The sequence below is a fragment of the Chitinophaga pinensis genome (genome assembly GCF_007896845.1).
In the GTDB taxonomy this organism is placed as follows: Bacteria; Bacteroidota; Bacteroidia; order Chitinophagales; family Chitinophagaceae; genus Chitinophaga; species Chitinophaga pinensis_C.
In genome coordinates this window covers 120392-133737 of record NZ_VOHS01000008.1, presented here as the reverse complement: position 1 = coordinate 133737, position 13346 = coordinate 120392, and the positions used below count along the sequence as shown (strand labels likewise).

10 protein-coding genes and 1 pseudogene are annotated in these 13346 nt (G+C 45.6%); 8 read left to right on the top strand and 3 right to left on the bottom strand.

The features are described from left to right. Positions 1-23: 23 nt before the first annotated feature. Positions 24-1067: a 23S rRNA (adenine(2503)-C(2))-methyltransferase RlmN gene (gene rlmN, locus FEF09_RS10740; protein WP_146305108.1), complete on the bottom strand. Its 1044-nt coding sequence runs from the start codon at positions 1065-1067 to the stop codon at positions 24-26. A gap of 342 nt (positions 1068-1409) precedes the next feature. On the opposite strand from rlmN, the gene FEF09_RS10735 reads away from it, so the two are divergent. Next, the gene (locus FEF09_RS10735; RefSeq protein ID WP_146305107.1) at positions 1410-2612 is read left to right on the top strand and encodes a thiolase family protein; all 1203 of its coding nucleotides are present in this window, start codon (positions 1410-1412) and stop codon (positions 2610-2612) included. Positions 2613-2672: 60 nt separating this feature from the next. On the opposite strand, the gene FEF09_RS10730 is transcribed toward FEF09_RS10735, so the two are convergent. Continuing rightward, positions 2673-3254, bottom strand: a complete 582-nt coding sequence (locus tag FEF09_RS10730) for a sigma-70 family RNA polymerase sigma factor (protein WP_044217966.1) — start codon at positions 3252-3254, stop codon at positions 2673-2675. 313 nt (positions 3255-3567) lie between these two features. Here FEF09_RS10730 and uvrA point away from each other — a divergent pair, with 313 nt between their 5' ends. Beyond that, a complete protein-coding gene (gene uvrA, locus FEF09_RS10725; protein WP_146305106.1) occupies positions 3568-6384 on the top strand; it encodes an excinuclease ABC subunit UvrA in 2817 nt (938 codons plus the stop codon). Between the two features lie 151 nt (positions 6385-6535). Here uvrA and FEF09_RS10720 read toward each other — a convergent pair whose 3' ends face one another. Beyond that, positions 6536-6976 carry a DUF4293 domain-containing protein gene (locus FEF09_RS10720; protein WP_146305105.1) on the bottom strand — a complete coding sequence of 147 codons (441 nt, stop codon included), beginning with the start codon at positions 6974-6976 and terminating at the stop codon, positions 6536-6538. Between the two features lie 120 nt (positions 6977-7096). On the opposite strand from FEF09_RS10720, the pseudogene FEF09_RS34720 reads away from it, so the two are divergent. The 6 genes and pseudogenes from FEF09_RS34720 to sucD form a co-directional block, all read left to right on the top strand. After that, positions 7097-8323, top strand: a pseudogene (locus FEF09_RS34720) (malic enzyme-like NAD(P)-binding protein); the annotation flags it as partial. Between the two features lie 66 nt (positions 8324-8389). After that, positions 8390-9382 (top strand): phosphate acyltransferase, encoded by a 993-nt coding sequence (locus FEF09_RS34715; RefSeq protein WP_409994854.1) that lies wholly within the window; start codon positions 8390-8392, stop codon positions 9380-9382. Between the two features lie 164 nt (positions 9383-9546). Beyond that, the gene (locus FEF09_RS10710) at positions 9547-10578 is read left to right on the top strand and encodes a hypothetical protein (RefSeq protein ID WP_146305103.1); all 1032 of its coding nucleotides are present in this window, start codon (positions 9547-9549) and stop codon (positions 10576-10578) included. Between the two features lie 57 nt (positions 10579-10635). Then, complete coding sequence (locus FEF09_RS10705) at positions 10636-11379, top strand: MlaE family ABC transporter permease (RefSeq protein ID WP_146305102.1); 744 nt, start codon at positions 10636-10638, stop codon at positions 11377-11379. A gap of 77 nt (positions 11380-11456) precedes the next feature. Further along, complete coding sequence (locus FEF09_RS10700; RefSeq protein ID WP_146305101.1) at positions 11457-12260, top strand: ABC transporter ATP-binding protein; 804 nt, start codon at positions 11457-11459, stop codon at positions 12258-12260. Between the two features lie 65 nt (positions 12261-12325). After that, positions 12326-13207, top strand: a complete 882-nt coding sequence (gene sucD, locus FEF09_RS10695; protein WP_012788887.1) for a succinate--CoA ligase subunit alpha — start codon at positions 12326-12328, stop codon at positions 13205-13207. Positions 13208-13346: the final 139 nt, after the last annotated feature.

Sequence of the window (13346 nt, the reverse complement as noted above, 5' to 3'; positions counted from 1 at the left end):
GAAAATTGTGTGCAGGAAACTGATCAACCTTTATTGGCCAACTGACCACAGGCCGCATCGATGTCTTTACCACGACTACGACGAAGACGGGCATTTACCTTGTTTCTTGACAGGTATTCCATAAATGCCTCGGCAACATCCTCGTCCGGTTTCATGAAACGGGCGTTGGAAATTGGATTGTACTCAATAATGTTGACCAGATCTGCAGGTACCTGGCGGTATATGCGGATCAGCTCATCGGCATCTTTGAAGGAGTCGTTAAAGTCCTTAAAGAGAATATATTCGAAAGAGATCTGGTTCTGTGTTTCTTTATAGAAGTAGTTCAATGCCTCAATCAATACCTTGAGGTTGTTGGTATCATTGATCGGCATGATCTGACTGCGCTTTTCATCATTCGCAGCATGCAGGGATAATGCGAGGTTGAACTTTACCTTATCGTCTCCCAGCTGGCGGATCATTTTGGCAACACCGGCAGTAGATACTGTGATACGTCTTGGAGACATACCCAGACCATCCGGAGAAGTAATACGCTCGATAGACTGCAATACGTTTTTATAGTTCAGGAGCGGTTCTCCCATACCCATATATACGATATTGCTGAGCTTTTTGCCATATGCTGCCATTGCCTGCTGGTTCAGGAGGGCCACTTCATCGTAAATTTCATCAAATTCCAGGTTACGCTTGCGGTCCATATAACCGGTTGCGCAGAACTTGCAGCTCAGACTGCAACCCACCTGAGAAGATACGCAGGCCGTCTGACGGGTGTCAGTCGGGATTAATACCCCTTCGACCATGTGACCGTCATGCAGGCGGAAGCGGCTCTTGATAGTGCCGTCGTCGCTGTGCTGGGTAGTATCTGTTGTGATAGCCGGAAGGGTGAAATGTTCTTCCAGTTTACTGCGTAAGTCTTTGGAAATGTTGGTCATAGCGTCGAAGCTGGTAGCGTGTTTCAGCCACAGCCACTCATACACCTGTTTGGCGCGGAAAGGCTTTTCCTCTATAGACCCAAAGTATTTCTGTAATTCCGGTAAGCTGAGGTGCCGGATGTTTGTTTTGCCCGATTTCATTCCTGACCTTTAATTGAGACAATGTCTGCCTTACGGCAGTCGGTAGTAAGCGACAAAGGTACGACATTTTATCCACGGACCATCAGGAAACGGCTATATACAGTCTGGATAAGGCTTTCCGGTCAATATTTAATGGTTTCTCCGTATTATAACGTTATTATACCGCCATTAGACCGGTGCTGTTTCGTCGATGAACGGACAAATGAGGGCGTAATACCGGTGTAGTAAGGGTTTGATGGCAGAAACAGGCCATTTTAAAGTAGAAAACGGCTGCTGTATTGGTATTACCCCCGATTCCACTACATTTACAACCTTTATTAACCAAAGCAATCCATCAAAGCAATGCAAGCTGCTTACATAGTAGACGCGGTCCGCACCCCAATAGGCCGTTATGGTGGGGTTCTGAGTACAATCAGGCCAGACGATATGCTGGCTCACCTTATAAAAGCCATTCTTGAGCGCAATCCGACATTAGATCCTGCTGGTATTGAAGATGTTATAGCCGGGGCTACCAATCAGGCCGGCGAAGATAACCGGGACGTAGCCCGTATGGCTGCATTATTGGCCGGACTACCCGTAACGGTACCGGGTAATACGGTGAACCGCCTCTGTGCATCAGGTATGCAGGCCATTATGGACGCCGCCAGAGCTATTATGTGTGGAGATGGAGATGTATATCTCGCCGGAGGAGTAGAAAGTATGACCCGCGCACCACTGGTCATGCCAAAGGCAGACGGCGCTTTCAGCCGTAAAACAGAAATGTATGATTCTACCATAGGCTGGCGCTTTACCAATAAAAAGCTGGCAGACATGTATCATCCTTATTCTATGGGCGAAACGGCAGAAAATGTAGCTCGTCAATGGAACATCAGCCGGGAAGAACAGGATCTGTTTGCTTATCAGAGCCAGCTGAAATATAAAACCGCTTATGACGCCGGCAAATGGGCGGCAGAAATTATCCCGGTAGCGATCACACCTAATAAACAAGGGCAGGTGATTATCAGTGATGATGAGCCACCAAGAGAGACTTCTCTGGAAAAACTGGCAGGACTAAAGCCTGCTTTTGCCAAAGAAGGAAGTGTAACAGCAGGTAATTCTGCTGGTATCAATGATGGAGCAGCCTGTGTACTGATTGTATCCGAACAGGCATTGAAGCAATATAACCTGAAACCATTGATGCAGATCAGGGCGATGGCCGTAGCCGGAGTAGATCCTGCTATTATGGGAATTGGACCGGTACCTGCTTCACAGAAAGTATTACTCCGGGCAGGGCTCACAGCAGATCAGCTTGATCTGATTGAATTGAATGAGGCATTTGCCGTACAGGCGCTGGCTTGTATCCGTGACCTTGGCTTAGATACGTCGAAGATCAATGTGAACGGAGGTTCTATCGCCATCGGACATCCTCTGGGATGTACGGGAGCGCGGATTGCGGCAACATTGCTGCATGAATTCAGACGCAGGCCACAGGCAAAGTATGGACTGACCACCATGTGTGTGGGAGTGGGGCAGGGTGCTGCGATGATTTATGAGAACCTGGTATAGGAAATAAGAACGGGCGGTCGGAGTCTCCCGGCCGCCCGTCGATGGCAAGCAAAAAAAGGATTACAAACAAATCTGTTTCTCCGTCATCATCTTCCGGAGATTTATCAGACCATATCTCATACGGCCTAATGCGGTATTGATACTCACCTGGGTGAGATCGGCAATTTCTTTGAAACTCAGGTCGGCGTAATGGCGGAGGATGATCACCTCACGCTGTTCTTCCGGCAGCAGGTCGAGCATACGTCTTACACGATCATGGCTCTGTGCCGTGATCATTTTCTCTTCTGCACTGCTCTCGCTGAAATTCAATACGTTGAAAATATCTTTGTCGTCGCTGGTCTTGATGATAGGAGTACGCTTGATCTTACGGAAGTGATCCACACACAGGTTATGTGCAATACGCATCGCCCAGGGGAGGAACTTTCCTTTTTCTGTATAGCGTTCAGCTCTGATAGTATCTATGATCTTTATAAAGGTATCCTGGAAAATGTCTTCTGCCAGGAAAGCGTCTTTCACAAGTAATACGATAGAGGTATAGAGCTTATCTTTGTGTCTGTGCACTAATTCTTCCAATGCCGAAGCGTGACCCTTTTTGAAGAGGGTAATTAGTTGCTCATCACTTAGTTTGTACATTATTTGCATAAACTTCTACAATAGCGGGTTTATAATAAAAATAGGACTTGTGACAGTCGTAGGAAAAATGTGTAGAGTTTATGCTATAATAGGCAGTTTTAGAGTTTATAAATCTGAACCTGGGAAGACCTTCAGGTTTCATCTAATGCAAATATAAAGTAATAGTTCAATAAAACAATCCCTCATTTGTGCAATTTTCCTGTCATTTAATATAGCCACAACTCCGCCGAATGCTCCGACCCTTGCAGGTTTCGTCTATAACGCGTTCAGGTAGAATGGAAATCTACCGGAATGGTTTACTTTCAGTATTTTTACATCCATTATGGCAACTAAAGTGAAGAAAACGGAAACAATAACTGATGCTCAGTCAGTTAGTACGCAAGATCAGATTTTCATTAAGGGCGCACGCGTTCACAACCTCAAAAATGTTAGCGTTGGCATTCCAAGAAGCAAGCTGGTAGTGGTAACCGGAGTCTCCGGTTCAGGCAAGTCTTCACTGACCATGGACACATTGTATGCTGAAGGTCAGCGCCGTTATGCGGAAAGCCTCAGCGCTTATGCCCGTCAGTTTCTTATGCGCATGAACAAACCTGATGTTGATTACATCAAGGGGATTTGTCCTGCCATCGCTATCGAGCAGAAAGTGATTACCCGTACACCACGTTCTACCGTGGGCTCTATGACGGAGATATATGACTACCTCCGCCTCTTTTTCGCCCGTATCGGCAAAACATATTCTCCCGTCTCCGGTCAGCTCGTAAAGAAACACGAGGTGAGCGATGTCGTGGATTATATCAAAAAATTGCCCGCAGGGTCCAAAATACAATTACTGGTTACCTTCCGCCGTCACGAGAAACGTGATGTGAAAGAAGAATTGCAGATCCTGATGCAGAAAGGTTTTTCCCGTCTGTATGTGAAGGAAAAAGGCAATGGTTCCCTGTTACGTATAGAGGAACTGCTGGATGAGAAGAAACCTGCACTGCCTAAAGAGGCTTACCTGCTGGTAGACCGTCTGGTAGCAAAGGAGTTTGAAGAAGATGACCTGCACCGTATCGGAGATAGTGTACAAACCGCTTTTTATGAAAGCGAGGGCGACTGTCTCGTAGAAGTGAATGGTGCAGACATGAAACACTTCTCCAACCGCTTTGAACTCGATGGAATGCAGTTCGAAGAGCCGGTTCCCAACCTGTTCTCCTTCAACAACCCTTACGGTGCCTGCCCCGTGTGTGAAGGTTTTGGTCAGGTGTTGGGTATTGATGCAGATCTGGTCATACCTGACAAACGCCTCAGTGTATATGAAAATGCTATCGCTCCATGGAGAGGTGAGAAGATGGGCGAATACAAGGAAGCATTGATAAAAGCTGCGCGTAAGTTCAATTTCCCGATCCACAAACCGATCGTTGATCTTACGGATGAGCAATACCAGTTACTGTGGACAGGTAACGAACATTTCTACGGTCTGAATGAGTTTTTCAAAATGGTGGAGCAGAACCTGTATAAAGTACAGTATCGTGTGCTGCAATCCCGCTACCGTGGCCGGACTGGTTGTCCGGAATGCGGAGGAGGCCGCCTGAGAAAAGAAGCGTTATACATCAAGGTAGCAGGCGTGAATATCGCGCAACTGGTAGATATGCCGGTAAGCAACCTCTACGAATGGTTCCAGCAACTGCAGCTGAGCGAATATGATCAGCAGGTAGGAAAAAGAATACTCGTAGAGATCGATCACCGTCTGAAAACATTACTGGACGTAGGATTGGGTTATCTGACGCTCAATCGTGTGGCCAATACATTGAGTGGTGGGGAAAGTCAGCGTATACAGCTGACCCGTTCGCTCGGTAGTAATCTGACCAACTCTATGTACATACTCGATGAACCAAGTATCGGTCTGCATGCCCGTGATACCCATCGCCTCATTAAAGTGCTGAAAGAACTGCGTGATCTGGGTAATACTGTGGTAGTAGTGGAACATGACGAGATGATGATGGAAGAGGCAGACTATATCATCGATATGGGACCACTGGCCAGTCACCTCGGTGGTGAAGTTATCTTTGCCGGTAATTATCAGGAAATCCTGAAAGACAGTAAGAGTCTGACAGGTAAATACCTCAGCGGACAGCTCAGTATTGAACCGCCTATCAAACTCCGTAAATGGAAAAAGGCGATTTCGCTGGAAGGATGCCGCCAACATAACCTGAAAAATATCGACGTAGATTTTCCTTTACAGGTGCTTACTGTTGTAAGCGGTGTCAGCGGATCCGGAAAGACCACACTGGTAAAACAGATTCTCTATCCGGCACTCATGAAACTGAAAGGAGAATTTGCAGATCGTGTGGGGCAGCACCGTGCTCTGAAAGGCGCTGTGGATGATATCACACAGATCGAAATGGTAGACCAGAATCCGATTGGTAAATCATCCCGTTCCAACCCGGTTACTTATATCAAAGCATACGATGAAATCCGTGACCTGTATGCGAAGCAACAGCTGAGCAAAATGCGCGGATTCCAGCCAAAACATTTCTCTTTCAACGTAGACGGTGGCCGTTGCGACGCTTGTAAAGGAGAAGGAGAAGTAATTGTTGAAATGCAGTTCCTTGCAGATGTACACCTGCAATGTGAAACCTGTGGTGGCCGCCGCTTCAAGGAAGAGGTACTGGAAGTAACCTACAAAGGCAAAAACATCTACGACGTTCTTGAAATGAGTGTGGAAGAATCACTGGAGTTCTTCAAAGATGAAAAAGACGTATGTAACAAAATACGTCCCTTAAGTGATGTAGGACTGGGTTATGTGAAACTCGGTCAGAGTAGTGATACACTGAGCGGTGGTGAAGCACAGCGTGTAAAACTGGCCTCTTTCCTTGGTAAAGGAAAAGCACAGGGACATATCCTGTTCATCTTTGACGAACCGACTACCGGTCTTCACTTCCATGATATCAAGAAATTGCTGGCATCCTTTAACGCCCTGATCGATCAGGGACACAGCGTATTGGTAATTGAACACAACATTGACGTGATCCGCAGTGCTGACTGGGTCATTGACCTGGGGCCTGAAGGTGGCGCCGGTGGCGGACAGTTATTGTATGCGGGCCTGCCGGAAGGATTGAAAGATGTGAAAGAGAGTTATACGGGGAAATACTTGTAAATAATTAGAGATTAATTGATTAATTATTAATAAAATACGTCGGTTACAACAACGTATTACAATAAAATGAAAAAGCTGCGGAGATCGTTCTTCGCAGCTTTTTCATTTTATTGTATAGGGGGATAGCCCCCCGATTCTTCATTCTTTCCGACTATCTCAGTCTGTCCAGTGACTTGATCAGCTTTTCATCTTTGAAAATGCCTCTAGCAGCCATTAATAAAAATATAAATATCAGAACCGGCAGGAATGCGCCCGGGAGATAGGTGGCAGTAGTAATCAGTTTGCCCTGAGACTGGATATCGTTAGCAGTATCCTGTACTTTAAAGTATTGCAGGGCAATTGCTGCAACAGACAGCAGAATATTCAGTATTGTCAGTCTGAACTGTAATTTGCGGTTTTTGAACAGGAAAATACAGAACAGGGCTAATCCTACTACCAGCATCAGTACCAGAAACACTATAAAGCTCGACTGTGCATTGAAATATCTGATTGTTCCATCATTAAGTGTGGCTTTCCAGATATTCAGGAACCAGGTACCGATACCGGCCGCAGCCGCTAATAAAAGGTAAAGACTTTGAATGCGTTGTATCATGTTTGTCAGGGAGATTTACCGGGTAAAAATAAGTAAATATTGTGAACCTACTCTTTCGTGGTACTTAGTGTTCCTCCAATACTTCGTATATTGCACGCCCAAGAACAATCTTTTATTGAAATGGCAAGAAAACAGAACAAGCAGGATGCATTGGATTACCATGCATTGGGGCGGCCTGGAAAAATCGAAGTAATACCTACAAAGAACACCAAGACACAATGGGACCTTTCACTGGCTTACTCTCCCGGAGTAGCGGAGCCATGTAAGGAGATCGCCAAAGACGTAGAGAATGTGTACAAATATACCGCCAAAGGGAATCTGGTAGCGGTAATCAGTAATGGTACGGCAGTACTTGGCCTGGGCGATATCGGTCCGGAAGCCGGTAAACCTGTAATGGAAGGTAAGGCTGTACTGTTCAAAATCTTTGCAGATATCGATGTATTTGACATTGAATTGAACACAAAGAACGTGGACGAGTTTGTACAGGTTGTGAAAGCCATGGAACCGACTTTCGGTGGTATTAATCTGGAAGACATCAAAAGTCCTGAGTGCTTTGCGATAGAAGAGCGTCTGAAAAAGGAACTCAGAATCCCTATCATGCACGATGACCAGCATGGTACGGCGATCATTTCCAGTGCAGCCTTGCTGAACGCTCTGGAACTGGTAAAGAAAGACATCGACAAAGTTAAGATCGTTATAAATGGCGCCGGTGCGGCTGCTATGGCCTGTGTGAAACTGTATGTGGCACTGGGCGCGAATAAAGACAATATCATCATGTTTGACAAGGATGGCGTAATTAGTACCAGCCGTCCTAATCTGTCCGACATGCATAAGCAGTTCGCTACAACTGCTGCTGTAACAGAACTGGCGGAAGCGCTGAAGGGTGCAGACGTATTTGTGGGTCTGTCTGTGGGAAACGTAGTAACGCCTAACATGATCAAGAGCATGGCGGATAATCCGATCGTGTTTGCAATGGCCAATCCGGATCCGGAGATTGCTTATGATCTGGCTGTGGCATCACGTCCTGATGTCATCATGTGTACCGGTCGTTCAGATCATCCTAATCAGGTAAACAACGTATTGGGTTTCCCTTACATCTTCCGTGGAGCGCTGGATGTACGTGCTACCCAGATCAACGAAGAGATGAAACTGGCAGCAGTACATGCGCTGGCAGAACTGGCAAAAGAATCCGTACCGGATATCGTGAACCTCGCTTATAATGAAAGGAACCTGTTCTTCGGTCCGAGATATATCATTCCAAAACCACTGGATCCGCGTTTGCTGAGCCACGTAGCACCTGCAGTAGCAAAAGCTGCCATGGATAGCGGTGTAGCACAGCAGCCTATTACAGACTGGGATGCGTATGTAGAGGTACTGAACAAACGTCTGGGACTGGACAACCAGTTGTTCCGCGTGATTGGTACCAAAGCCCGTCAGGACCCACGTAAGGTAGTATTCGCAGAAGCGGACAACCTGAAAGTACTGAAAGCTTCGCAGGTAGTAAGAGAAGAAGGGATTGCGTATCCGATCCTGTTGGGTAATGAACTGCGTATCCGTAATCTGGCAGCAGAAAATGGTATCGAACTGGATGACACGGTGATCATCGATCCTAAGAGTGATGAAATGAGTGAAAAGCGTCATCACTTTGGTGAGCTCTTCTTCAAAAAACGTCAGCGTAAAGGATTTAATCAGTATGAAGCGAAGAAAGTAATGCGTGAGCGTAACTACTTTGGTTGTATGCTGGTAGAAACAGGAGAGGCAGATGCGCTGATCTCCGGTCTGACACGTAATTACCCTGATACTATTCGTCCGGCATTGCACGTAATCGGTATGGAGCCGAATGCAAAACGTGTGGCTGGTATGTATATCATCAATACTAAACGCGGCCCGCTGTTCCTCGGGGACACTACGGTGAACTTCAACCCTACAGCGGAAGAACTGGCAGAAATTACTCTGCTGGTGGCGAATGAAGTAAGACAATTCAACATCACGCCACGTATCGCGATGCTATCTTATTCCAGCTTTGGTTCCAGCGGTACAGCGGAAGCACAACTGGTAGCAAGAGCGCGTGATATCGTAAAACAGAAAGATCCAACCCTGATCGTGGATGGTGAGATTCAGGCGGCGATGGCCTTCAATCAGGAGATCCTGAAGGATAGTTATCCATTCAGCGAATTACTGGGACAGGAAGTCAATACCTTGATCTTCCCGAATCTGGCGGCAGGTAACATTGCATATAACCTGCTGCAGGAAGTAGCGGGCTTTGACGCTATCGGTCCGGTATTGTTAGGTATGAAGAAACCTGTGCATATCCTTCAATTGGGCAGCACCGTTCGTTCTATTGTGAACATGGTGAATATTGCCGTGGTGGATGCACAGCATAAATGTTGCGACGGGAAGAAGTAATTTCAAATAAGCGTCAGGAATTAACAATTAGGAATTTCTGTATTAATGTCCTGAATAGGAATTAATAACGGTATTAAGTTATTAACTTAATAAAAAGTTTGGGAACTGTGTGATGCTTTATGCCTTACCCGATCCTGATTCCTAATTGCTAATTCCTGATTATTTTGCAGCATATATCAAAAAAGAAGGCTTTTTTTCCTCTGAATCCTTCATTCAGAGGCTATCTTAAATTATACGAGCGGGAGGTGAAACTACCTGTCTCTTATGAAGAGATGCGTTATTTTGATAACAGCATTCCGGTATACGATAAAGAAGGAAAAGACACCCTTTGGGAGTCTGTTTTTTATCCGCAGAGTATGCAGGGCCAGTTACATGCGGGTTTGAAGAGGGTGTACTCTATTTTGAAGGCAGGAGGTGATTTTACTGCGGAGGAACATCTGGAAGTGGAGCGTATTGATTTCTGCACATTTGGCAATTCCCATCCATTCCGTATCAGGATACGAAACACGTATAATGACGTGTATGATTACTTCTATATAAAAGTGGCAGATGCTTCCCGTATTTATGGACTGGAGCTGGAACATATCTTATCGCCTTACTGGATCAATTTTATCGTTGATGGAAATACGCTGATTGAAGAGCATATTGCCGGTGTACCCGGCGATCAGTTTATTCTGCATTATATGAACCGGCCGGAGTTTAACCCTAAGCGTATTGCCAAGGAATTCGTCAAATTCAATGAGCGTTGTTTTGTACGATTGTTGGGAGATATGCGTTCTTATAATTTCGTATTTGACATTACGCAGGACTTTGACGATGTACAGTTCCGTATCAGGGCGATCGATTTTGACCAGCAGTTCTATGAAGGCAAGCGTACTTTGTATATGCCGCAGTTTTTTAAGGAAAACAGAATATTTGTTGAACTGGCAATGAAGCACCTGAATGCAGAGGTGGTAAAGCAGTATCAGCAGGAAGAACGTTCGGTCATTGCCCGGAGGATCAAGACCCAACGGCATCGCATAAAGGACCTGAGAGATGTAATTATGACTGACCGGGTATCTTTCCCGGAAAAAATAAGTCAGCTGGGGCATGAACTGGCAGAGTACTATGACGATACTGTCTTTTCACGTTGTAAGACAATGGGTGAGATCATTGAACGTAGTCTGAAGCGCCTGCTGGTGAAAAGTCTTAAATAGCCGGAACCCGCCGGGGGCTATGTAGTCCCAACTATTTTTCCCTATCTTTGGCCAGTTATGGAATTTAGATTCTTTCATCATTTCGGAAGCTACCTGCTTATGCTCAAGGGCATGTTTTCCCGTCCGGAAAATATGCGTATGTTCTGGAAGGAGTTTATGCGCCAATGTGTGGATATCGGTATCGGATCATTAGGTATTGTACTGATTATTTCGATGTTCATGGGAGGGGTAACCACCCTGCAGATTGCTTATCAGCTGGTAAGCCCTGTTATACCCAAATCAACGATTGCACAGATAGTAAGAGATACCATCATACTTGAATTTGCACCTACTCTGACCTGTATCGTACTGGCGGGTGTGGTAGGTTCCAAGATTGCCTCTGAACTGGGCAATATGCGTGTGTCTGAACAGATTGATGCACAGGAAATCATGGGTATCAATACGAAGGGATACCTGATCATGCCTAAGATTCTGGCAGCTATCATTATGATACCTTGTCTCATCGCTATTGCAGGTTTCCTCGGTATCTGGGGTGGCCAGAAGGCGGGAGAGCTGGGAGGCATCCTTTCAGCAGAACAATACTGGCAGGGTCTCAGACAGGACTTCAGGGCGTATAATATCTTTTTCGCCCTGTTTAAGGCCTTCGTGTTTGCCTTTATTATAGCCAGCGTACCCTCATATTATGGTTATAATGTGCAGGGGGGAGCCTTAGAGATCGGTAAAGCCAGTACAAGTGCAGTGGTTGTGACCTGTGTCCTTATATTATTCATGGATTACCTGCTGGCAGCACTCCTATTATAAAGAAATTCGCCCATTACAGACGGAAAGAAAGGCATTATTCAGCGTTTTGTAGTTCGGATTCTAATTCGTAATTGTTTATGATTGAATTGGTTAATATTAAGAAGGGCTTTGGTGATAAGATCATTCTGCCGGATGTTTCTGCCGTGATGGAGACCGGTAAAGTGAATCTGATTATTGGGAGCAGTGGTAGTGGAAAGACGGTCATGATGAAATGTATGGTAGGGCTGATGCCGGTAGATGAAGGTAAAATACTCTACGATAACAGGGATTTTACTAATATGACCGAGCATGAGAAGAAGGAAGTCCGCCAGCAGATCGGTATGCTGTTTCAGGGATCGGCCCTGTTTGACAGTATGACTGTGGAGGAAAACGTGATGTTTCCTCTGGAAATGTTCGGAAAAGGCAGCCAGAAAGAGAAAAGAAACCGTGTTATGGAGTGTCTGGAGAGGGTACAGCTGAAAGATGCCGCTAAGAAATACCCCGCGGAGATCAGTGGCGGTATGAAGAAAAGGGTAGGTATTGCAAGAGCTATCGTGTTGAATCCTAAGTACTTATTCTGCGATGAGCCCAATTCCGGACTGGATCCGCAGACATCTCTCCTGATAGACAAGCTGATCAAAGAATTAACACTGGAGTATAATATTACGACGGTGATCAATACCCACGATATGAATACCGTAATGGAAAGCGGTGACCATATCGTATATATGTATAAAGGGCGCAAGCAGTGGGAAGGAAGTAATAAAGATATCATTTTCAGTAAAGATGAGAAGCTGAATGACTTTATCTTTGCATCCGACTTCCTCCGCGATGCGAAAGAAATGCGGCAGATGGAAATGTTCCAGAGTCAGGATTGGCGGAATAAGTTAAAAAAAGATTGATTTGGAATTTGGCATTAGGACTTTAATTTTGCCGATATCTATTATAAAACAATAAACCAAGCGCGATGAGTGTTTTAGTTAATAAGAATAGCAAAGTGATTGTACAGGGCTTTACCGGTACAGAGGGCACTTTCCATGCCACACAGATGATCGAATACGGTACGCAGGTAGTAGGTGGCGTTACGCCAGGCAAAGGCGGCAGTAAACATCTGGATCGTCCGGTATTCAACACCGTAGACGATGCAGTAAAAGCAACAGGCGCTGATGTTTCTATCATTTTCGTTCCACCGGGCTTCGCTGCAGATGCTATCATGGAAGCTGCTGAAGCGGGTATCGCACTGATCGTTTGTATCACTGAAGGTATTCCTGTACAGGACATGATCAGAGCTAAAAACTTTCTGGTTGGCCGTAACAGCCGCCTGATCGGACCTAACTGCCCTGGTGTAATCACTGCGGAAGAGGCTAAAGTAGGTATCATGCCTGGTTTTATTTTCAAGAAAGGTAACATCGGTATCGTATCTAAATCCGGTACTTTAACATATGAAGCTGCTGATCAGGTAGTTAAAGCTGGTCTGGGTGTATCTACCGCTATCGGTATCGGTGGAGACCCTATCATTGGTACACCAACCAAAGATGCGGTTGAACTGCTGATGAACGATCCTGAAACTGTTGGTATCATCATGATCGGTGAGATCGGTGGTAGCATGGAAGCTGATGCAGCAAAATGGATCAAAGAAAACGGTACTAAACCAGTAGTTGGTTTCATCGCTGGTCAGACTGCGCCTCCGGGCCGTCGTATGGGCCACGCTGGTGCTATCATCGGTGGTGCTGACGATACAGCAGCTGCTAAGATGAAGATCATGGCAGAATGTGGTGTTCACGTAGTAGAAAGCCCTGCTAACATTGGTAAGACAATGGCAGAAGTACTGAAAGCTGTTAAAGCGTAATAATCAATAGATTATGCAATATTAATCCTCCCTCGGTTTGATCCGTGGGAGGATTTTTTTTTCGCCCCAACATATTTTTATTGACTTTTACAATGGAACCCTGTGGAATAGGAGCAGAAATTGCATCCTGTTCCGGAGA